This window comes from Burkholderia sp. 567, assembly GCF_040545115.1.
GTDB lineage: Bacteria > Pseudomonadota > Gammaproteobacteria > Burkholderiales > Burkholderiaceae > Burkholderia > Burkholderia ambifaria.
The window spans coordinates 1-22,931 of sequence record NZ_JBEPLG010000004.1 but is presented as its reverse complement, the minus strand read 5'-3'; the positions used below and the strand labels follow the sequence as shown (position 1 = coordinate 22,931).

At 64.7% G+C, this 22,931-nt stretch carries 17 protein-coding genes; 14 read left to right on the top strand and 3 right to left on the bottom strand.

All coding sequences use genetic code 11. From position 1 onward, the window contains the following. Positions 1-315: 315 nt before the first annotated feature. Positions 316-525 (top strand): MbtH family protein, encoded by a 210-nt coding sequence (locus ABIC50_RS13520; RefSeq protein WP_354164555.1) that lies wholly within the window; start codon positions 316-318, stop codon positions 523-525. A gap of 505 nt (positions 526-1,030) precedes the next feature. Here the strand turns inward: ABIC50_RS13520 and ABIC50_RS13515 are convergent. The 3 genes from ABIC50_RS13515 to ABIC50_RS13505 all read right to left on the bottom strand — a co-directional run bounded on the left by ABIC50_RS13515 (position 1,031) and on the right by ABIC50_RS13505 (position 6,070). After that, positions 1,031-1,456, bottom strand: a complete 426-nt coding sequence (locus tag ABIC50_RS13515) for an acyl-CoA thioesterase (RefSeq protein ID WP_354164552.1) — start codon at positions 1,454-1,456, stop codon at positions 1,031-1,033. 61 nt (positions 1,457-1,517) lie between these two features. After that, positions 1,518-2,462, bottom strand: coding sequence for a branched-chain amino acid transaminase (locus ABIC50_RS13510; protein WP_354164549.1), 945 nt, complete (start codon positions 2,460-2,462; stop codon positions 1,518-1,520). After that, positions 2,459-6,070: an indolepyruvate ferredoxin oxidoreductase family protein gene (locus tag ABIC50_RS13505; RefSeq protein ID WP_354164546.1), complete on the bottom strand. Its 3,612-nt coding sequence runs from the start codon at positions 6,068-6,070 to the stop codon at positions 2,459-2,461. Before ABIC50_RS13505 ends, ABIC50_RS13510 begins: the two co-directional genes overlap by 4 nt. 94 nt (positions 6,071-6,164) lie before the next feature. Here ABIC50_RS13505 and ABIC50_RS13500 point away from each other — a divergent pair, with 94 nt between their 5' ends. The 13 genes from ABIC50_RS13500 (at position 6,165) to alr (ending at position 22,605) form a co-directional block, all read left to right on the top strand. Continuing rightward, the gene (locus ABIC50_RS13500; RefSeq protein ID WP_354164543.1) at positions 6,165-7,082 is read left to right on the top strand and encodes a LysR substrate-binding domain-containing protein; all 918 of its coding nucleotides are present in this window, start codon (positions 6,165-6,167) and stop codon (positions 7,080-7,082) included. Between the two features lie 143 nt (positions 7,083-7,225). Next, positions 7,226-8,317, top strand: a complete 1,092-nt coding sequence (locus ABIC50_RS13495; protein ID WP_354164540.1) for a LacI family DNA-binding transcriptional regulator — start codon at positions 7,226-7,228, stop codon at positions 8,315-8,317. Positions 8,318-8,469: 152 nt separating this feature from the next. After that, a complete protein-coding gene (locus tag ABIC50_RS13490) occupies positions 8,470-9,135 on the top strand; it encodes a cysteine hydrolase family protein (protein ID WP_354164537.1) in 666 nt (221 codons plus the stop codon). Between the two features lie 108 nt (positions 9,136-9,243). Further along, positions 9,244-10,767 carry a methyl-accepting chemotaxis protein gene (locus tag ABIC50_RS13485; protein ID WP_354164534.1) on the top strand — a complete coding sequence of 508 codons (1,524 nt, stop codon included), beginning with the start codon at positions 9,244-9,246 and terminating at the stop codon, positions 10,765-10,767. A gap of 130 nt (positions 10,768-10,897) precedes the next feature. Then, positions 10,898-12,463: an ABC transporter substrate-binding protein gene (locus ABIC50_RS13480; RefSeq protein ID WP_354164531.1), complete on the top strand. Its 1,566-nt coding sequence runs from the start codon at positions 10,898-10,900 to the stop codon at positions 12,461-12,463. 7 nt (positions 12,464-12,470) lie between these two features. Continuing rightward, a complete protein-coding gene (locus ABIC50_RS13475; protein WP_354164529.1) occupies positions 12,471-13,406 on the top strand; it encodes an ABC transporter permease in 936 nt (311 codons plus the stop codon). Between the two features lie 14 nt (positions 13,407-13,420). Beyond that, complete coding sequence (locus ABIC50_RS13470; RefSeq protein WP_354164526.1) at positions 13,421-14,371, top strand: ABC transporter permease; 951 nt, start codon at positions 13,421-13,423, stop codon at positions 14,369-14,371. Beyond that, entirely contained in the window at positions 14,368-15,210 is an 843-nt protein-coding gene (locus tag ABIC50_RS13465) for an ATP-binding cassette domain-containing protein (RefSeq protein WP_354164523.1), read from the top strand. The genes ABIC50_RS13470 and ABIC50_RS13465 overlap by 4 nt, the downstream gene beginning before the upstream one ends. Continuing rightward, positions 15,200-16,009, top strand: coding sequence for an ABC transporter ATP-binding protein (locus tag ABIC50_RS13460; protein ID WP_354164521.1), 810 nt, complete (start codon positions 15,200-15,202; stop codon positions 16,007-16,009). The genes ABIC50_RS13465 and ABIC50_RS13460 overlap by 11 nt, the downstream gene beginning before the upstream one ends. 141 nt (positions 16,010-16,150) lie before the next feature. Further along, the gene (locus ABIC50_RS13455; RefSeq protein ID WP_354164518.1) at positions 16,151-17,320 is read left to right on the top strand and encodes a porin; all 1,170 of its coding nucleotides are present in this window, start codon (positions 16,151-16,153) and stop codon (positions 17,318-17,320) included. 187 nt (positions 17,321-17,507) lie between these two features. Further along, positions 17,508-19,622, top strand: coding sequence for a hydantoinase/oxoprolinase family protein (locus ABIC50_RS13450; RefSeq protein ID WP_354164515.1), 2,115 nt, complete (start codon positions 17,508-17,510; stop codon positions 19,620-19,622). Next, entirely contained in the window at positions 19,619-21,454 is a 1,836-nt protein-coding gene (locus ABIC50_RS13445; RefSeq protein WP_354164512.1) for a hydantoinase B/oxoprolinase family protein, read from the top strand. The genes ABIC50_RS13450 and ABIC50_RS13445 overlap by 4 nt, the downstream gene beginning before the upstream one ends. 14 nt (positions 21,455-21,468) lie before the next feature. Further along, positions 21,469-22,605, top strand: coding sequence for an alanine racemase (gene alr / locus ABIC50_RS13440; RefSeq protein ID WP_354164510.1), 1,137 nt, complete (start codon positions 21,469-21,471; stop codon positions 22,603-22,605). Positions 22,606-22,931 lie beyond the last annotated feature (326 nt).

Sequence of the window (22,931 nt, the reverse complement as noted above, 5' to 3'; positions counted from 1 at the left end):
TTAAAAAAGCGGTATGCAAGATTTTTAAACAATTATGCCGATTGTTTATTTATCGGGAACGGTGGGTTGTTTTTCTCTGGTAGCATATTTAAGAAGCAAATATCAAGCGTGCTGGCTGTTGGAGCTGATAATTTATTCGATTCCGTCGTAATGAAAATGTAATTAATTCCAGATGGTTTATGGATAAGCCGACCGGCTTCGATTTCAAACAACTTGAATCGTTGCCCCGGTGCGAGCGGGTGTGCCGTTTCTATCGAAATATCGATTTATGTGATGCGGGTGACACGTGGGATCGATTATCGAATCGAGAGAGGCATGGAAGTCGACACGCCGAAAAACGCCGCCGCTTTCAACGTAGTCGTCAATCACGAGGAACAATACGCTATCTGTCCGGACGACAAGCCTGTGCCGGAAGGCTGGCAGGCGCCGGGCGCGTCGGGAGCACGAGACGTCTGTCTCGAATGGTTCGGCGCCAACTGGACCGACAGGCGCCCATTGAGTGTGCGCGCCGCGCTGTCGGCCTGACTGTCGACCCGCGGGAGCACGCTGCGTTACGCCGTTAGAATCCGAGGGAAAAAGCACCATGTTTGTCGATGATCGCATGGGCGGGGCCTCAACACAGGCATTCTGGCTTCGCGCGCGCATGACCTGAGCCGTTCCTGTCCAAGTCATTTGATCGGATTCGGTGGCGGACGGCGGCTGCATCGAGAGCCGCGCGCTGCAACAGCAGCAAATTCTAAGACCAGGCAACTAGAGCTATAAGAGGGGTGCGACCGGTGAAACGATGGATCCAAATCAGCTCGTACCGGATCTCCTGCAGTCACAGGGAGCTCCGTGCGCATTGGATAGACTCTATCTGCCGTATGCCCGTGCTGATGCAGCGCCGGCCCGGACAACCTCGACAAGAGAGAAGAGACTCTGCGCTGGATTCGACGATTTGACTAGCGACTGCTTTGTGGACGTGCGCGAGGCTACGCCGACACGCAACAAGCGTGTCGGCGTAGCCTCTTCCCGTCGTTGCTTCAGTTCGCTATACGCTGGCTCCCGCTGCCGACCAGGGGAGCTTGCGCGGTGCGCGGTCGGCGCCCGTCGCCACGAACGTCAGCGTGGCTTCCGTGACTTTTACGATCACCTCGTTGAGGCCCATCCGCTGCGCGAATACCTCGACGTTCACGGTGACGGACGTATTGCCCTCGCGGACGATTCTTGCATAGAAGCTCAGCAGGTCGCCGATGAAAACCGGCTGTCGGAACGTGAACGAATTAACGGCGACCGTGACGACACGTCCGTTCGCACGCTGGCTGGCGGGAATCGAGCCGGCGATATCGACGTGCGACATAATCCAGCCGCCGAACACGTCGCCATGCACATTGGCGCTGCTCGGCTGCGGCACGACGCGCAGCGCGGGAATTTCGTCCGCGGGCAGTTTGGTACTTGCGCTGAAACCTTCGGACATAAGGGATTCCTTGATGACGTATGCGTGTGCCGCAATGCGTTACGGCGCGCGCGAGGATGGATCAAAGGAGGACATGATCGTATACGCTGGTCAGCCAGTGTGCGTGTGCTGCTGAGCGACCGGATACGGCCTCGAAGAAGCGGGTTTGCAGCGTTTCGGTTACAGGCCCGCGGGCGCCTGCGCCGATCGTGCGGTCATCCAGTTCACGGATCGGCGTGATCTCGGCGGCAGTGCCTGTGAAGAACGCTTCGTCTGCGCAATAGATCTCATCGCGTGTGATCCGCTTTTCGACTACCGTCAGCCCTTGCTCCCGCGCGAGTTCGATCACCGAGGCGCGCGTGATGCCGTCGAGGCACGACGCGAGATCCGGCGTGTACAGCACGCCATGGCGGACGACGAACACGTTCTCACCCGCACCTTCGGACACATAGCCGTCGGTGTCGAGCAGCAGCGCCTCGTCATAGCCGTTGCGCGTGACCTCACGGTTCGCGAGGATCGAGTTGATGTAATAGCCGCTCGCTTTTGCGCGGACCAGCGAAACGTTCACGTGATGCCGCGAATATGACGACGTCTTCACGCGAATGCCCCGCCTGAGGCTCTCTTCGCCGAGATAGCTGCCCCACGGCCATGCGGCAATGCCGACGTGCACTGTGTTGCCGCGCGCGCTTAGGCCCATCTGTTCGCTGCCCAGCCAGACGAGCGGCCGGATGTAACATGCTTTCATCCCGTTGCGACGGATCACTTCGAGCTGCGCATCGCGCAACGTCGTGATGTCGAACGGCATATCCATCTCGAAGATCTTCGCTGAATTGAACAACCGCCGCGTGTGGTCGTCGAGCCGGAACACGGCCGCACCGTGCGCGGTCTCATACGCGCGCACGCCTTCGAACACGCCCATCCCGTAGTGCAGCGAGTGCGTGAGGAAATGAAGCTGCGCGTCGCGCCAGTTCACGAAACTACCGTCGAGCCAGATAACGCCGTCGCGGTCATGCATCGAAGATTTCATTGCGAGATCGATCCAGTTGATGAGGAAGAAAGAGGAACGGCAGCGGGCGTGGTTGCCAAGCTGTCGTATTCGTCCAGCAGGCGTGCGCGCTTTGCTTCGACTGCACGGAGGTTGCGCGCCTTCACGTGGCCGAAGCCACGGATCTCGTCGGGCAGGTTCGCGAGCCGGATAGCGGTTTCGATGCGGCTGCTGTCGAGCGTCGCGCAGAAGCGGTCGATCAATGAGACATACTCGTCGATCAGCGCGCGTTCGTGGCGTCGTTCCCAGGTGTAGCCGAACGGGTCGAAGCGCGTGCCGCGCAGCGCCTTCAGGCGCGCGAGCATGCGAAACGCCGGCAGCATCCACGATCCGAACGGCAGCTTGCGCAGCTGACCGAGTTTGTCGCGGTTTGCGAGCAGGGGAGGCGCGAGATGGAACGTGATGCGATAGTCCTTGCCCGGTTCACCTTCGAACTGCGCGCGCAGCTTGTCGAGGTACGCAGGGTCCGCGTATAGGCGCGCAACTTCGTACTCGTCTTTGTAGGCCATCAGCTTCGCGAGATTGCGTGCGACCGCTTTTGTCAACGGGAGCCCGCGCGCGTCCGGCAGACGTGCCTCGACATCCTGAATGCGCGAGACGAGATGCCGATAGCGCGCTGCGTATCGAGCGTTCTGCCAGGCGGTCAACCATGCTGCGTTGCGCTCGACGGTCTTTTCCAGCGACTCGGGGAGGTGCAGCATGACCGCTTGGCTCGGGGCGGACGGACTGAGCGCATCGGTGAATGGCTTCGCCGCGTCCGGGCCGTGGTGCGCGAGATAACGGCCCCACGAGAACGCAAGCCGGTTCGTGTCGACCGACACGCCGTTTAGTTCGATTGCGCGCATCAGGCTCGCGAGGCCGAGTGGCACGAGGCCCTGTTGCCACGCGTAACCGAGCAGCAGCGGATTCGCGTAGATCGTGTCGCCGAGCAGCCGGACGGCCAGTTCGTTTGCATCGACGAACGAGCACGCGTCGCCGAGCACGTCGCGCAACGCGCGCTGCGCGTCGTCGCCGGGGAAGCTCCAGTGCGGATCGTGCACGAACTCCGCGGTCGGCGTCGCGCCGATGTTGATCGCCGCGCGCGTGAGGCCGCGGCGGATCTTCGAGCGCACTTCGGCCGACGCCGATACGATCACATCGCAACCGAGAATCGCGCGCGCGTCGCCGGCCGCGATCCGGGTGGCGTGCAACTCGTCCGCGTGGCGGGCAAGCTGTACGTGGCTCAGCACCGCGCCGCCCTTTTGCGCGAGGCCGGCCATGTCGAGCACGGTGACGCCCTTGTGTTCCAGATGCGCGGCCATCCCGACCAATCCGCCGATCGTCACGACGCCGGTGCCGCCGACCCCGGTGATCAGCAGCCCGTATGGCCTGTCGAGCACCGGAAGTTTGGGTTCGGGCAACGCGGAGAAGTCGGGAGCGTCCGCGCGGCCCGCGCCGGCCGGTTTCTTCGGCTGCGCGCCTTCGAGCGTGACGAAACTCGGGCAGAACCCGTCGATGCACGAAAAGTCCTTGTTGCACGACGACTGGTTGATCTTGCGCTTCGTGCCGAACGGCGTGGACAGCGGCTCGACCGACAGGCAGTTGGACTGCACCGAGCAGTCGCCGCAGCCTTCGCAGACCGCATCGTTGATGAATGCTCGCTTCGCCGGATCGGGGTACGTGCCGCGCTTGCGGCGGCGTCGCTTTTCGGTCGCGCAAGTCTGGTCGTAGATCAGCACCGTGGTACCGGCGGTGTCGCGCAACTCGCGCTGGATGCGGTCGAGTTCGCGCCGATGAAACACGGCGACGCCGTCGGGCAGCGCGACGCCGTCGTATTTCCGCGTCTCGTCGGTGACGACGACGACCTTGCGCGCGCCTTCCGCGACGACCTGATACGCGATCTGCGGCACCGTGAGCACGCCGTCCACCGGCTGGCCGCCGGTCATCGCGACCGCGTCGTTGTACAGCAACTTATACGTAATGTTCGCGCGCGCGGCGATCGACGCGCGGATCGCGAGCAGCCCGGAATGGAAGTAAGTGCCGTCGCCCAGATTGGCGAACACGTGCTTGTCCGACGTAAAGCGCATCTGGCCAAGCCATGCGACGCCTTCGCCGCCCATCTGGCTGAACGTGTCCGTGTTGCGGTCCATCCACATCGCCATGTAGTGGCAACCGATGCCGGCCAGCGCGCGCGAGCCGTCGGGCACGCGCGTCGACGTGTTGTGCGGGCAGCCCGAACAGAACCACGGTTGGCGCTCGGCCAGCGGCGCGGGCGTCGCTGCTTCGCGTTCCTTGGCGTCTATGATCGCCAGCCGCGCCTCGATGCGCGCGCGTAGTTCGTCGCCGATGCCGATCTTCAGCACGCGGCGCGCGATGGCCTTCGCGATCAACGCCGGCGAAAGCTCGTATTGCGCGGGCAGCAGCACCGGGCCGCGCGGCACCGACCATTCGCCGCCGTCGTCGCCGTCGCGTTCGTCGAATTTGCCGTAGATGCGCGGGCGCACGTCTTCGCGCCAGTTGTACAGCGCTTCCTTGAGCGCGTATTCGAGGATCTGGCGCTTTTCCTCGACGACCAGAATTTCGTCGAGGCCGGTCGCGAAGTCGCGCACGTCTTGTGCGTCGAGCGGCCACACGCAGCCGATCTTCAGTACCCGCAGGCCTATCTGCGCGCAGACCGCGTCATCGAGCGACAGGTCGGCGAGCGCCTGGCGCACGTCGAGGTAAGCCTTGCCCGCCGTGACGATGCCGAGACGGGCATGCGGCGCATCGATGGCGACCCGGTTCAGCCGGTTCGCGCGAACGTATGCGAGCGCCGCATACCACTTGTGGTTCACGAGCCGCGCTTCCTGCGCGAGCGGCGGGTCGGGCCAGCGAATGCCGAGGCCGTCGGGCGGCATCTCGAAGTCGTCCGGCGTGACGATTGTCACCCGCTGAGGATCGATCTCGACGGACGCGCTCGACTCGACCACGTCGGTCACGCACTTCATCGCGACCCACAGGCCCGAATAGCGGCTCATCGCCCAGCCATGCAGGCCGTAGTCGAGATATTCCTGCACGTTCGACGGATATAGCACCGGAATGCCGCTCGCGATGAACGCATGTTCGGACTGGTGCGCGACCGACGACGATTTCGCCGCGTGATCGTCGCCGGCCAGCACGAGCACGCCACCGCGCGCATCGGTGCCGGCCGAGTTCGCATGCTTGAACACGTCGCCGGTGCGGTCCACGCCGGGACCCTTGCCGTACCACATCCCAAATACGCCGTCGACGCTTGCGCCGGGCCATAGGTTCAGCTGCTGCGTGCCCCAGATCGCGGTCGCCGCGAGGTCTTCGTTCACGCCGGGCTGGAATACGACGTCGTGCGCGTCCAGATGCTTCTTCGCTTTCCACAGGCTCTGATCGAGCGCGCCGAGCGGCGAGCCGCGATAGCCCGACACGAAACCCGCCGTGTTGAGGCCGGCGCGCCGGTCGCGTTCGCGCTGCAGCATCGGCAGGCGCACCAGCGCCTGGGTGCCGCTGAGATAGACACGGCCTTTTCCGAGCGTGTACTTGTCGTCGAGCGTGACGGCGTCTAATGCCGGTTGCTGTTGCGGGAATAGCGGGGCGTTCATTGTTTCGTCTCCAGACCTCGATCGACGCGGAGTATAGGAAGCCGATTTCCTATCGTAAAATCACAAATACCAAACCCAGGTATGCGAAAAACAGATGACCAAGGACGTATCGAAAGACGTGACGCTGCGGCAGTTCCGCTACTTCGTGGCCGCCGCGCAGAGCGGCCAGTTCTCGATGGCGGCTGCGGCCGAGCACGTCTCGCAGTCCGCGATCACGAACGCGGTGCTTGCGCTGGAGAGCGCGCTCGACCGGCGCCTGTTCGTGCGTCTGCCGCAGGGCGTCGAACTGACACCGGACGGGCAGGACTTCCTGACCCATGCGCGCCAGGTGCTCGACTCCGTGCGCGACGCGCTTCACACGCCACCGTTTCGCGCGCACTGCCTGCGCGGTACGGTGCGGATCGCTGCGTCGTACACATTGCTCGGTTATTTCCTGCCGGATCTGTTCGCGCGGTTCCGGTCGACGTATCCGGAAATCGAACTGGATCTGCGCGACCTCGACCGCCGGGCGATCGAGGCGGCGGTGCTCGCCGGGGACGTCGAGCTGGGCGTCGTGCTGCTGTCGAACGTCGAGCGTCGCGCCCGCTTCGGCCATCACGTGCTGATGCGCTCGCGCCGTCAGTTGTGGGCCGCACCGACCCATCCGCTGATGCAGATGGACGCGCCGACGCTGCGCGACGTTGCGCGCTATCCGTACATCCAGCTGACCGAGGACGAGGGCGAGCAGTCCACGCAGCGCTACTGGGCACGCCGGCGGATCGCACCGGACATCGCGTTCCGCACGAGCTCGATGGAGGCGGTGCGCGGGCTCGTCGCGCACGGATTCGGCGTGACGATCCTGTCCGACATGGTGTTCCGGCCATGGTCCCTGGAAGGCCGACGGATCAACGCGTGCGCGCTGCACGACGCGATTCCGCAGATGGAGGCGGGCATGCTGTGGCACCCGAGCGTGCCGCTCGCCGACCCCGCGCGTGCGCTGCAACAGTTTCTGATCCACGCGTGCGGCAGTTGAGTGGCGGGTTGCCGCCCGGCTTCCGGCCGACGCGAAACCGGGCCGTCGCGCGGACCGATTTGCTTCCGGCCCAAGAGGGCCTTAAACTCGGTGCAACGATTCACTGAAGCATCGTTTTTCCTCTTTCTCTTGTCCGGATCCCCATGCCCGCAAAGAAACCGGCCGCTACGGCCAACCCCGCCACGCGCAGCCGTAAGTCGCCTCAAGGCGCGCCGACCGTGCAGGACGTCGCGAAACTGGCGAAGGTATCGGTTGGCTCGGTGTCGCGGGTGCTGAACGGGCGGGCGAACGTCGCGCCGGAGATTCAGGAGGCGGTACGCAAGGCCGTCGCCCAGTTGAACTTCGTGCCGAACGTGGTCGCACGCAGCATGCGCAAGGGCAGCTCGAAGGCGATCGGCTGCCTGATCTCGGACATCGCGCAGCACACCGCCGCGCAGATGGTCAGCGCGGCGGAGGCGCGGCTGCGCGAGCACGGCTACGAGATCCTGATCGCGAACTCGCACTATGACCTCGAACGCGAGCGCGCGATTCTGGAAAGCCTGAAGCAGCGACGGCTGGACGGATTCATCGGCGCGATTTCGGACGACGAGACGCCCGCGTACTTCAACCTGCTGCGCACACTGAACATGCCGGTCGTGCTATGGGAGCGCGACGCGCAGGGCGAATTCAACTCGGTGCTGACCGATCATGCGGACGGATGCCGGCAGGCCGTTCGTTATCTGACGTCACTCGGGCACCGGCGGATCGCGCTCGTTGCCGGTCACGAGCACACGTGGGTCGGCCGCGAGATGGTGCGCGGCTACATGACCGCATGCGAGGATGCCGGCATCGGCGCCGATCCAGCGCTGATCCTTCGGACCGGCGAGTTCGGCGAGGATGCGTGCCGCAGCGTGCTCAGCGGTGCCGCGCGCCCCTCGGCGATCATCGCGACGCTGAACGACGCAGCCACGGTGCTGGAAGTCGTGCGCGATCTCGGCCTGATTGTGCCTGGCGACCTGTCGGTCGTGTCGATCGGCGACCACCAGTACGCGGGTATTTCGGCGCCCGCGCTGACGGTGGTCACGCAGGACCCGCGCGCGGTGGGGACCGAGGCCGCCGACATGATGCTGCAACTGCTCGACGGCGCCGGGCGGGCCGGGATCCGGCGCTCGAAACATCCGATGCGGATGATCATCCGCGAATCGTGCGCCGCGCCAGCGGGGCAGCCGAAACGAGGCCGCTCGCGGGCCGCGTGACTACCTGAGGTTTACCCCTGCCGTCTGCTGCTTGACAGCCGGTTTATGGTCTTCGATTCTTGGTGAATCGATTCACAAAGACTTTTGACGCGGAGGCGGCAATGGGGGACGGAACGAGACGTGATGGAGTAAGCCGGCGGTCGTTCGTCAAGATGACGGCGACCTCGGCCGGAGCGCTCGCGATCTGCATGGGGCTCGACGGCTGCGGCGAAGGAAGTATCTCGGCGGCCGCGGCGCAAACGCCCACGCTTGCGGTGCCGCCGATCGTTGCCGCGAGTACAGCGCTCGTGATCATGCATTATCAGACCGACGTGCTCAACGTCGTGTCGTCTGTCGCGCCGACGCTGGTCGCGAACGCCCGCAAGCTATGCGATCTCGCGCGCGCCAAGGGCGTGCAGGTCTATTTCGTGAAGATCCAGTTCACTCCGGGTTATCCGGAGGTGAGCACGCTGAACAAGAGCGGGCAGGGGTTGAAAGCATCGGGGCTGTTCGTCAGCGACACGATCGCCTCCGAACTCGCGCGGCAGGCGAACGAGCCGCTGATCATTGGCCATCGCGTCAGTGCGTTCTTCGGCACCGACCTGCACGCGCGGCTGTCCGCGGCTGGCATCGACACACTCATTCTAGCCGGCATCGAATCGACCGGCGTCGTGCTGTCCACCGTTGCGTATGCGAGCGACGCGGACTTCCGGTTGTACACCGTGAAGGACTGCTGTTACGACCGCGATCAGGTCGTTCATGATCATTTGTTCACGACCGCATTCGATACGCGCAGCTATGTGCTGTCGCTCGCGGACGCGGCGGTGCTGCTCGCATGACGCGAACGGGCGTGCGAGAACGGAGCGGTTCCCCGTCGCCATAAAAAGGCCGAAAACAAGGCTAAAACAAGGCCGGCGACCCAGCCGGCGTGAGGTGTGAGGTACGGGATGAGCGATTTTTTCAAGAGCATCAGGTTCACGATCGCGCTCGCGTCTTCGGTCAGCGTGCTGCTGCTGTGCGTGCTTGGCACGTTGTGCATCAGCGGCCTCGCCGCGCTGAACGGACAGATGCGCATGGCGCACGAAAGCGGTGCCGCCTCGATCGTCGATCTCGCGAAGATCCAGTCGGCGGCGCTCGATACGCGGCTGCGCCTGCGTTCGATCCAGACGATGACGTCGGACGGCGATGTGCGGGCGGCGGTCGATGCGATCCGTCGAAATGCGAGCGCGATCGACGACGCATTCCGCGACTACTATCCGGCCCGCGTCGCGAGCGACGAGGAGCGGGTGGCCGCGCAGCGTGTCGAGCATACGATCCCGGCGTTCACGTCGCTTGTCGACGCGGCGATGCAGCGCGCCGGGATGTCCGACTACGCGCAAGCATTGCAGCGAATCGAACGGCTGCCGCCGAGCGGGCTCGGGCCGTTGATGGCGTTGAACGAACGGAAGGTCGCCGCGCTCGCGGAGCAGGGCGAGGTTTGTTTCGAGCGGTTCCGCAACTGGGCGCTCGCGATGTTGGTCACCGGGATTGCTGCGGCAGTCGGCGTGGCGATTTACCTGGTGATGTCGATCGACGCGCCGCTCGGCCATGCGGTGTGCGCGGCCGGCGCGATCGCGGACGGCCGGCTCGGGCAGCAGTTTCCACCGGGCCGCCGCACGGAGTTCGCCCGTTTGCTCGATGCGCTGGCGCAAATGGACAAACGCCTCGGCGTGATCGTGCAATCGATCCGCAGTTCCAGCGACACGATCGCGGGTGCGACGTCGCAACTCGCGTCCGCGAACGTCGATCTGTCGTCGCGGACCGAGGAGCAGGCAGCGTCGTTGCAGCAGACCGCGGCCGGCATGCATGAACTGACCGAAAGCGTGTCGCAGATCGCCGCCAATTCGCGGCAGGCGACGACGCTCGCGGACGAAACGTCGTCGCTCGCAACGACGAGCCGCCAAACGATGGCGCGCGTGACGGATGTGATGGCCGACATCCGCACGCATTCGGAGCGGATCGCGGATATCACGGGCGCGATCGACGGCATCGCGTTCCAGACCAATATCCTTGCGCTGAACGCTGCCGTCGAGGCTGCACGGGCGGGCGAAGCGGGACGCGGTTTCGCGGTCGTCGCGGGTGAGGTGCGCGCACTCGCGCTGCGGGCGTCGACCGCCGCGCGCGAAGCGGGTTCGGTGATCCGCGAATCGACGGCCACCGTCACGCGCGGCGCGGCGCTCGCGGACAACGCGGCGGACGCGCTTGCCGAAGCACAGCAGGGCGTCGAAGGCGTCGCGGCAGTCATCGCATCGATCGCGGACGCGGCAACGGAACAGAGCCGCCGCATTACGGAAATCAGCGTGGCGCTGGCTGCGATAGACACCGTCACGCAGCAGAACGCGGCGCTCGTCGAACAGGCTGCGGCGAATTCGCAGGCGCTGGAGCACGAGGCCGCCCGGCAGAAGGATCTGGTCGGCGTGTTCCAGTTGTAACGCTGAATCCCCGCGTTTTCCGGGATCGTCAGGGTTTCCGATATTTTTGAAACGTTGACTCGCCACCCCCTGGCGCCTATCGTTTATGAATCGATTCACCGAGCGCAGTATTATGCAGCCAAGGACAGTCATGAGCATCGACAGAACACGACGCAGGATCCTGCACGCCGGTGCAGCGGGGGTCGCCGGCATCTCGCTGCCGTTCGCGTTCGGCACCCGGGCGTTCGCCACGGACGGCGGTGTGCTGACCGTCGCGATCCCGAGCAATCCGCAGACGCTGGATCCGCTGAACCAGCCCAATCACGACGTGATGGCGATCAACCAATTGATCTTCGAAAACCTGGTTGGCGTCGACGCGCGCGGCGAGCGCGTGCCCCAGCTCGCGCGCACGTGGACGATTTCCTCGGACAAGTTGACGTATACGTTCAATTTGCAGCGCGACGTCACGTTTCAGAACGGCCGACCATTCACGTCGGCTGACGTGAAATACAGCTTCGACTACGTGCTTGATCCGTCGAACAAAGCGTTCCGCCGGCCGTTCTGGACCGTGATCGATTCTGTGTCCGCGCCCGATCCGGCGACGGTCGTGATTCGTCTGAAGCGGCCGTACCGGCCGCTGCTCGACTACATGTCGAAGTACATGGGCATCTTTCCGGTCGGCAGCCGCGAACAACATCCGGCTGATTTCTTCCGCCAGACGCCGGTCGGCGTCGGCACCGGGCCGGGCATCTTTGTGCAGTCGCGAGCGAACGATTTCGTCGAGCTGCGGCGCAACCCGAACTACTGGCGCAAGGCGTTGCCTCGCTGGGAACGGGTCGTATTCAGAATCATTCCGGAGGAGTCGTCGCGGCTCGCGTCGTTGATGGCAACCCAGACGCAGATCATCAGCGCGCCGCCTGCGCAGCTGTTTCCGCAGATTCGCCGTGCGCCGGGCATCGCTGGCGACAGCCGGCCGTCGCCGACCAGCCCGTTGATGATGTGCTTGAACACGCGCAAGGCGCCGTTCGACGACCCCGCATTCCGCCGCGCCGTGTCGCTGGTGATGGATCGCGCCAAGATCAGCCGCGATCTCTGCTACGGCGCGGTAAAGGCGAGCAGCATGCCGTTCGCCCCGGATTCGCCGTGGTTCGACGCGGCGTCGGCGGCGAGCGTCGACTTCAACCCGGATGCTGCGCGGGCGGCGCTGAAGGCGTCGAAATACGCGAAGGGCGCGTCGTTCGATCTGTTGTACGTGCAGCCCGCCTATCTGATCGACACGTCGTCGACTGCGCTGTTCGTACAGGCGCAGCTTGCGTCGCTCGGCGTGAAGGTGAATCTGCGGCCGCTCGACTTCGGCCAGATGATCGCGCAGGCTATGGTCGGCAACCATCAGGCCGTGCTGACCGGCTTCATCGCCCCGCCCGAGCCGACTTATCTGTTGAACGCACTGTTCCGGCCGACCGAGAGCCTCTGGAAAGCGACCGGGTATTCGAACGCCGCATTCCTCGGCCTGATCGACGACAGCTACGCAGCCGACGATCCGGTTGTGCTGAAGCCGATCCTGGCGAAGCTCCAGCAGGTCGTCGCGCGTGAATGCCCGGCGATCTGGATCGGTGCGCTCGAGGTACAGAACCTGTGGCGCAGCCAGGTGAAGAACTTCCAGGTGAACTCAGGCTTCTCGCTGGCGCTCGACCAGGTCGCCGTTTCCGCCGTATGAGGTCGCGATGAATGTGATTTCCCGCCTGTTGTCCTCCGCGCTGCTGCTCGTGGTCGTCAGCGCGCTGCTGTTCGCGATGTGTCGCGCGACGCCGGTGTCGCCTGCGCGGCTGACGCTCGGCAGCGACGCGACCATCGACCAGATCGCCGCATTCAACCATCAGTACGGCCTCGACAGGCCGGTCCCCGAGCAGTATGGGCACTGGCTTGCACACGCCGTGGCGCTCGACTTCGGCACGTCGTATGTGTCGGGCAGCGCGATCGGGCCTCAGATCGGCGAGACGCTGCCGACGACGGTCGAACTGGTGAGCCTGTCGTTCGTGTTCACGGTGATCGTTTCGATTGTGCTCGGCACGGTCGCCGCGCTCAAGGAAAACGGTGCCGCCGATCATCTGCTGCGCGTGATCGCCATCGTGGGCTTGTCCGTTCCGTCGTTCTGGCTCGGACTGCTGCTGATCCGCTACGTCGCGCTCAAAACGGGGTGGTTTCCCGTCGGCGGACTGACGTCGTGGAGCGGTAGCGGACTCGCGCACATACAGTCGCTCACGCTGCCGATGCTCACGATGTCGGTCTATTACATTTCGGTGTTGAGCCGGCTCGTGCGCACGAGCATGGTCGACGCGCTATCGCAGGACTACGTGAGAACCGCGCGCGCGCTCGGCCTGCCGCGGGCTCGCATCCGAGTGTATGCGCTGAAGAACGCGCTGCCGCCGCTCGTCAGCACTGCTGCGATGAGTTACGGCTACATGTTTGGTTGGGCGCTGATCGTCGAGCAGATTTTCAACATACCGGGCGTGTCACGCGCGTTGCTGGCCGCGATCTTCCAGCGCGATTACCCGACCGTGCAGGCGATCGTGCTGGTGATCACCGCGATCTTCATCCTGTCGAACACGTGTGCGGACCTTCTGCACGGCTATCTGGACCCGAAGGCAAACCGAAAATGATGGCTGATTCCTCCATGCGGACGCTGCCAGACAGACCGTCCGCACTCGCGTCGATCACGTGCGGCAGCGGCCGGCTCGTGCGGGCACTGATGCGCGAACCGACCGGCGCGATCGGCGTCGTGCTGATCGTTGCGCTCGGCGCGCTCGCGGTCTGCGCGCCGCTACTCCCGCTGAAAGACCCGTTGCATCTGTACATCGAGCATCGTCTCGAAGCACCCGGGGCGGCGTTCTGGTTCGGCACCGACCAGGTGGGCCGTGACATCCTGAGCCGGACGATCTGGGGCGCCCGTGCGTCGCTGTCGATCGGCCTGTGCGCGGTCGCGATCGGCGTCGTGCTCGGCACCGCGATCGGGCTGGTCGCCGGCTACAAAGCCGGCTCGTGGATCGACGAGGCGCTGATGAAAGCGATGGAGGTTCTCGCGTCGATCCCGCTGCTGATCTGGGCGATCGCAATTGTCGGCATCACCGGCACCGACACGCTACATATCGGGCCGTTCGCGCTCACCAACGAGACGAAGCTCGTCCTGCTGATCGGCGTGCTCTATGCGCCCGGTCTGGCGCGGCTCACCTACAGTCTCGCGAAAACCGAAGTGCAGGCTGAATACGTGGCCGCTCGGCATCTGCAGGGCGTGGGCGGCGCCCGCATTCTGTTGTCGGACGTGTTGCCGAACATCGTGTCGCCGGTGCTCGTGCAGGCGACGCTGTTGCTCGGCGTCACCATCATCGTCGAAGCATCGCTCAGTTTCATCGGCCTCGGCGTGCAGCCGCCGACGCCAAGCTGGGGCGCGATGCTGTCCGACTCGCGCGCGCTGATTTTCACCGGCGACTGGTGGGTGTCGATCTTCCCCGGCGCGGCGGTGTTCGTCAGCGTGCTCGCGTTCAACCTGGTCGGCGACGCGATGCGCACGGTGCTGGACCCGCGCCGCCGCCAGCGCGCCACGGAAACGGCGGGAGGTGCCGTATGAGCGAGGTGCTGCTTTCGGTCGAAGACCTGCGGGTGGCCTATGGCGCAGGGCACGCGGCCACCGAGGTGCTGCACGGGCTCGACTTCCAGGTGTCCGCGGGCGAGGCGATTGGCCTTGTCGGCGAGTCTGGCTCCGGCAAGAGTGTCGCGTCGCTCGCGGTGCTAGGGTTGCTCGGCAACGGCGGGCGCGTGAGCGGCGGCCGGATCCTGTTCGAGGGCGAGGATCTTGCGCACGCGAAGGAGTCGCGGATGCGGGCGCTGCGCGGCAGCCGGCTGTCGATGATCTTCCAGGACCCGGCGACCGCGCTGAATCCCGCCTTCACGATCGGCACGCAGCTTGCGGACGTGATCCGCGCGCACCGGTCTCTGAGCGGCAAGGCTCTGCTCGACGCGATCGAGTCGGTGCTGGAGCGGGTGGGCTTTCGCGATCCGCGCCGCACGGCGAAGGCGTATCCCCACGAACTGAGCGGCGGGATGAAGCAGCGCGCGATGATCGCGGCGGCGATCGTCTGCGAGCCGTCGCTGCTGATCGCGGACGAGCCGACCACCGCGCTCGACGTGACCGTGCAGGCGCAGATCGTCGAACTGCTGCGCACACTGGTCGACGATCTGCGGATCGGGCTCGTGTTCATCACGCACAACCTCGACCTGATGGCAGAACTGTGCTCGCGCGCGGTCGTGCTGAAGCAGGGCAACGTGGTCGAGCACGGCGACGTGCAATCGATCTTCCTGCGGCCGACACATCCGTATACGCGGCAACTGATCGACAGCATTCCGCGCCTGCCCGCGCTCGGGCAGACGCATCACCAAACCGGTCACGGAGCAGGCCATGTCAACTAGCGGCGTCGCGCAGCATGCGCTGTTTCAACTGTCGGACGTCGGCAAGTCGTATGCGTCCGGGCGCTCCGCCGTCGAGCGGCTGTTCAACCGGCAGCGCCTTCATGCGGTATCCGGCGTGAACCTGCGCGTGGCAAAGGGCGACTCGCTCGCGATCGTCGGCGAAAGCGGCAGCGGCAAGTCAACGCTCGCGCGGATGATGGTGCAACTGACCGAACCGACCGTCGGCGAGATCCGCTTCAAGGGCGTGCCGCTCGCACGAATGTCGCGCGGCGAGCATGCCGAGTTTCGCCAGCAGGTGCAGATGGTGTTCCAGAGCACGACGAATTCGCTGAACCCGCGCAAGACGATTCGAACGACGCTCGCGGAGGCGATCGGCGGGGACGGCGTGCCGGTCGACGAACTGCTGGAGATGGTGCGGTTGCCGCGCGCGATGCTGTCGCGCCTGCCGCATCAGCTATCGGGCGGGCAGCGCCAGCGGGTCGCCATCGCGCGCGCGCTCGCGCGGCGGCCGGAATTGATCGTCGCGGACGAGCCGACGTCGGCGCTCGACGTGTCGATCCAGGCGGAGATCATCCGGCTGCTGCGCGATTTGCATCGCGCGTCCGGCGTCACGCTGGTCGTGATCAGCCACGACCTCGCGCTGGTTGGCGAGCTGTGCGAGCGCGTCGTCGTGATGCGCGATGGGCGTGTGGTCGAGTCGGGGCCAGCCACGCAGGTGCTGTTCAAACCGGCCGAACGCTATACGGCTGCGTTGCTGGCGGCGATACCGAAGGGGATCGGCATGCGGCCGGACGGCTGAGCCGCTTTGCGTGACGCGAGCGGGTCGATCCGCGAAGCAATGCGGACTCCAGATAGCCTCATTGTGAATCGATTCACTCACGAATATCAATCTGTCGCCGCGCTGCGGGGTGCCTGCGACGCCTTGTTTGGAGATGCAGCAGTGAAAACCAAATGGATTGCGATGGCGGTACTGGCCGGCGCAGGCGGTACGGCGCATGCACAGAGTTCGGTCACCCTGTACGGGATCATCAATCAGGCATTGACCTGGTCATCGAATCAGGGTGGCCACAGCGCGGTGCAACTGACCGGCAACGGCGAATACGGCAGCCGTTGGGGCCTGAAGGGCGCGGAGGATCTGGGCGGCGGGTACCGGGCGATATTCACGCTCGAAAGCGGCTTCAATCCGGTGAACGGCGCGCTCGGGCAGAACAACCGGATGTTCGGCCGCCAGGCTTTTGTCGGACTGTCGCATCCGCAGTACGGGACGTTGACGTTCGGGCGCCAGTACGATGCGATCGTCGGCACGTTGCAGACGATGACATCGAATGGCGCGTGGGGCGGCGTGATGTTTTCGCATCCCTACGACAACGACAATACCGACGATTTTCTGCGCGTGAACAACTCGGTGAAGTACACGTCGCCGAATATCCGCGGTTTCACCGGCATCGCCATGTATGCGTTCAGCAATGCGGCCGGCGACTTCGTGAACAACCGGATGTGGTCGCTCGGTGGCATCTACACGAACGGCCCGTTCGCGATCGCAGCCGCCTACTCGCTATACGACCGGGCCGGCGTGAACACGACCCCGACCGTCAATACGAACGGTGCAATCACCTGCTGCGACGCGCCGATTACGTCGAAACGCGAGCAGATTGCGGGCATCGGCGCATCGTACGCGCTCGGCGCGGCCAAGTTCAGCGTGATGTACAGCAACGCCATCTATAACAACGTCGGCACGACGCTCGGCAGCGGCATCAACTATCGGTTCAATAACTACGAAGCGAACGTGCGCTACACGATTTCGCCGACCCTCCTGATCGGCGCCGCGTACACATACACCAGCAACGACATCACCGGCGGTCCGCGGGGGCCGACCCAGGTCCACTGGCATCAGGTGAATCTGCTCGTCGACGAGTTCATCTCTAAGCGCACGTCGGTCTATGCGGAACTGATCTGGATGCGCACCGGCGGCGGCGCTTTTCCGCGGCCGACCGGCGGACCGATTCCGGCGACGCCGGACGGCGCGCCGGCCGCGCAGATTCAAACGATGCTGCCGTCGACGTCGCGCAACCAGACGGTGGCCAGCATTGGCATTGTGCACAAGTTCTAGGGATGGGCCGTCGCCAGGGCATTAAAAAAGCCTTTGGTGAATCGATTCATTAAGTGCTATCTTGCAGCGACGACGCAAATGGCCGACGGCCTCGAACACGGATGGATTGCCAAGGAAGGCGGCAATTGAGCGCGGCGCCGCGGGTTCGGTACCGCATGGATACGGAGCAAGGCAGGCAATGAGTGCAATGACGGAAAGACTTTATCGGGCGGGCGTGGATATCGGCGGGACGTTTACCGATATCGTGGTGATCGGCGATGACGGCGTGGTGCATACGAAGAAGGTGTCGTCGACACCTGACGATTACGGTCTCGCGATCGTCTCGGGTTTGCGGGCGTTGCTGTCATCGCTCGATGCACATCCACGGCAAGTCACCGAACTCGTGCACGCGACAACGGTCGCGACGAACACGGTGCTGGAGGGTAAGGGAGCAAAGACGGCGCTCGTGACGACGCGCGGTTTTCGTGACGTGGTCGAGATCGGCCGGCTGCGTGTGCCGATGCTGTACAACCTCGGCTACCGTAAGCCGGAGCCGCTCGCGAAGCGTCGCCATCGCTATGAGGTCGACGAGCGGCTGAACGCGGACGGTTCGGTAGCACAGGCGCTCGACGACGCGCAGGTAATCGACGTCGCGCGCCGCATCGCAGCGGAGCGCATCGACGCAGTGGCGATCAGCCTGATCCACGCGTATGCCAATCCGGCGCATGAAATCCGGATTCGCGACTTGCTGCGCAGCGTGCTCGGCGACGACGTGTATCTGACCTGCTCACACGAGATCCTGCCGGAAATTCGCGAGTACGAACGCACCAGCACGACAGTGGTGAACGCGTATCTCGGGCCGGTTGTCGTCAGATATCTGCACTCGCTGATCGACAAGCTGAGCGCGATCGGGATGACCGGGCCGGTTCAGATCATGCATTCGAACGGCGGCGTGATGAGCGCGGCGGCGGTGATGCAGAAGCCCGCCGCGATCATCGAGTCCGGGCCGGCGGCCGGCGTGATCGCGGGGGCCTCGGTCGCGGCGGCGTCCGGCTACGCGGATTGCATCACGGTCGACATGGGCGGTACGACCGCGAAGGCGGCAATCATCGAAGATGGCGAGCCGGCACGCACCACCGAGTATGAGGTAGGGGCGGGCATCAACGTCAGCAGCAAACTCGTGAAGGGCGGCGGTCACGCGGTGAAGCTGCCGTTCATCGACGTATCCGAGATCGGCGCCGGCGGCGGCAGCATGGTTCGCATCGACGCGGGCGGGCTGGTGAAGGTCGGCCCGGACTCGGCTGGCTCGGTGCCGGGACCGGTCGCGTACGACGGGGGCGGCACGACGCCCACGTTGACGGACGCGGTGCTCACGCTCGGTTACCTTAACCCGGAATACCTGGCCGGCGGCGAACTGCGGATCAACCGGCAAAAGGCGCTCGATGCAATGCGCACCCAGGTTGCCGAGCCGACCGGCACCGATCTGCACGAAGCGGCGTACGGGATATTCTCGATCGCCGCGTCGACGATGACGCGTGCGGTGAAAGCCGTTTCCACGTATCGCGGCCGCGACCCGCGCGAGTTCGCACTGTTCGCGTTCGGTGGCAACGGGCCGATCATCGTGCACGCGATCGCCGAACTGCTCGACATGCGCACGGTGATCGTGCCGCCGAGTCCCGGCGTGTTCAGCGCGCTCGGATTGCTATTCTCGACGACGCAGCACGAGTTCATGCAGACGATGTTTTGCCGGCTCGACGCGACGACGGCTAACCGGCTCGGCGACGCGCTCGAAGATCTGATCGCGCGCGCGAAGGCCGACATGGTGGCGGAAGGCACCGTGCGGAGCGACATCGAAGTTGCCTGCGCGCTCGACCTGCGTTATGCCGGTCAGGCCTACGAACTGACGGTGCCGCTCGACTGGCGGTCCGGAGACGTGGTCGACGCGACGCGTATCGCGCGCGCGTTCCATGCGGAGCACGAGCGCACCTATGGACATGCGTCGGAAGACGATTCGATCGAACTGGTGAACCTCCGCGCGGTCGGCAGCCTCGCGTCCGAAAACACGCGCGCGTATGACGCCCGCCGCGCTGGCGGCAGCCGTGGCGCGGCGGGCGGTCGAGTGTCGCGCCGCGCGTATTTCGGCAAGACGCATGGTTTCGTCGATACGCCGGTGGTGTCGCGCGCGGACTTGCGCGCAAGCGAGCGGCCGGGGCCGCTGATCGTCGAGGAATACGACTCGACCTGCGTAGTGCCGCCGGGCGCGTCCGCGCACGTCGACGAGCACGAAAACATTGTGATTTCGCTTACGGAGCAACCCGCATGAATGCCGCCCCGACCTTGCTCGCGACGACCGACGCGATCACGCTGGAGATCGTGAAGAACGCACTCGGCTCGATTGCCGACGAAATGGCTCTCGTCGTGCTGCGTTCCGCGTATTCACCCATCGTGCGCGACTCGATGGACTTCTCGACCGCGGTGTTCGATCGCGAAGGCCGCGTGATCGCGCAGGGCCTGACGCTGCCGATCCATCTCGGCGCGTTTCCGGCCGCGATGCGCAACGTGGTGAGCCGCTATCGCGACGCAGGCAAGCCGGGCGACGTGTACATCATGAACGACCCGTACACGTCGGGCGGCATGCATCTGCCGGACGTCTACCTGATCCAGCCGGTCTTTTTCGATGAGCGCATCGAGGGGTATGTGGCGACGATCGTGCACCACACCGACGTCGGCGGAATGGCGCCGGGCAGCATGGCGATCGGCGCGACCGAAATTTTCCAGGAAGGCTTGCGCATCCCGCTGATGAAGCTCGTCGACGGCGGCGAGCCGAATGACACGCTGCTCACGCTGCTCGAAACGAACTCGCGGATGCCGGACCAGTTGCGCGGCGACCTGCGTGCGCAGATCGCGTCGTGCCGCGCAGGGTCGCGCGGACTTACGCAGCTATTCGAGAAATACGGAGCGGTCGGCTTCGCTCGGCTCGTCGACGCACTGCACGACTATGCGGAGCGCGTGACGCGCCAGGCTATCCGCGCGATGCCGGATGGCGAATACCGTTACGAGGACTTCATTGACGGGCTGGGCGACGAACCGGAGCCGATCGCATTCCGCGTGAAGGTGACGATTGCGGACGACGAAGTGTCGATCGACTGGGCTGGCACCGACGGGCAGGTGGCCGGCGCGATCAACGGGCCGTTCGCGACTACGCAGTCCGTTGCGTATGCGGCGGTGCGTTGCGCGATCGGCGTCGACGTGCCGAACTGTGAAGGGTTTTCGCGCGCGGTCAGCGTGCTCGCGGAGCGCGGTTCGATCGTGAATCCGGTCGAGCCGGCCGCGTGCGCGGCTCGCGGGATCATGGCGTACCGGATGTTCGACGTGCTGCAGGGGGCGTTTGCGCAGGTCGTGCCAGACGCGATTCCGGCGCTCGGCGAAGGCGGCCCGTCGGTGATCTCGATCTCCGGCCGCGCGCGCGATGGCGGGAACTGGCTGATTACCGACGGCATTCTCGGCAGCTGGGGCGGCGGCGGTCGACACGACGGCAGCGAAGGCATTGCGAATCCGCTCGGCAATCTGTCGAACCAGCCGGTCGAGCTGATCGAGGCGCGTCTGCCGCTGAAGGTCTCTGACTATAGCTTCGTCACCGATTCGGGTGGCGCGGGCAAGCACCGCGGCGGCCTCGCGATGCGGCGAACCTATCAACTGCTGGCCGACCATGCGTCGCTCGGGCTGCGCTCCGATCGCCGCGCGCATCGCCCGACAGGATCAAACGGCGGACTGGACGGCTCGCCGTCGTTGAACTTCCTTTCGCGTGACGGGGTATCGACGCTGCTGCCGAGCATGCCGAGTTCGGTCACCACGTTGACGCGCGGCAATGCGGTGTGTCACATCGCGGCCGGTGGCGCGGGTTACGGCTATCCGTGGGAGCGCGACGCGCAAGCCGTGCTCGACGACGTGCTCGACGAACGGATCTCGGAACGGATGGCCGCGGACGTGTATGGAGTTCTGATCGATCGCCAGAGTGCACGCGTCGATGCGGCGGCGACCGAAACGGCGCGTGCACAGTTGCGCACGTTGTCGAACGAGGCGCTGCGCGAGCGGCAGGATCGCGAGTTCGCCCGGTCGAACGGCATTTGCACGGCCGTTGCCGATCGTCTTTAAGGAGCGGCCAGACCATGTACGAAAACGATCCGCAGGTGCGCGAATTGAGGCTGCTACGGCCCGCGTGGGCAGAGATCAATCGCGGCGCGATTGCTGAAAATCTCGCAGTGGCACGTTCGCTGGTGCGCGACGGCGTGAAGGTCTATTTCGTTTGCAAGGGAGACGGCTTCGGCTTTGGCGCAGCCACCGTCGCGCGGCTCGCGGCCGACGCGGGCGTCGACGGCTTTTGCGTCGGTAGTCCTGAAGAGGGCGCGGCGATTCGCGCGGCCGGCATCAATCACGAAGTGCTGCTGTTCGCGTCAACGCTGCCGGAGGACGCCGCGCGCGTCGCGTCACTCGGGTTGACGGTGACGATCCAGAGCATGGAAAGCCTGCACGCGTTCGTGTGCGCCGGCATTGCGGTGGACGCGTTCGTCGAGATCGATCCGGGGTTCGGGCGATTCGGCTTCCTGCCGTCGCAATGGCAGGAAGCGTTTCGCGCGCTCGCCGCGCAATCGGTCGTGCGGCTGAAAGGCATCTACACCCATCTGAGCTCACCCGGCGACGATACCGTGACCGGCCGCCAGGCCGGCGTTTTCGATGCCGCGCTCGCCGATGCGCGAGCGGCCGGATTCGACGACTTGACGACGATGCTTGCCAGTTCGCGCGTGATGATCGCCCATCCGGAACTGAGCTATCGCGCGGTCGATCCGGGACGTCTGCTGTACGGAGCGCTCGATCGTGAATGGATGGAGCGGGTACCTCTGCAGCCGATGCTGCGAGCGGTACGCGCCCGTATCATTCATGTGCAACAGCATCCGGCCGGATCCATGCTCGGCATCGGCTATGCGGCGCCAATCCGTCTTGAGCGAGCGATGCGTGTCGGAGTCGTTCCGATCGGCTTCGGAGATGGACTGAATCATGTGCCGCCGCTCGGCCACGTGTTGGTCCGTGGCGTGCAGGCACGGGTGCTGGGGCGCCGTTCGTTGCAGCATACGGTCATCGATTTGACGGATCTGCACGATGCCGGTATCGGGAGTGTCGTCACGCTGGTTGGCGAAGATGGAGGGAAGCGGATAACGATCGATGAACTCGCCGATACCTTGAAGTTGCCGGTCATGGAGTTGCTCCCGCGACTCGTGCGTAGTCTGCCTCAGATTTGCTTGTCGTAAAGCGGCATTGAAGCCGTGCTGATCGACATCAGATTTCCGGTTCTGGTCCGCGCCGGCACTCAGCAACGCGCGCTCGGCTTCATGCATTCGATCGGCCGCTCACGGGGCCCGCCAGCAGTTTCATCGTCGCGCTGCTGCTCGAGCAGGCGGGGCGTGTCGGCGGTGTTCCCGCTTATCGGCGGCAGCATACGGACATTTATTTGACATAAGGTAAATTATCGAAGTTGAATTTGTAAGAGCAAAGTTGTAATGTCGCATCTGGGCAAAGTTGAAATGTCGTAGTCCGAGGGTTTCGGCGCATGCTGGCGGCGGTTCGAACTGCCGGA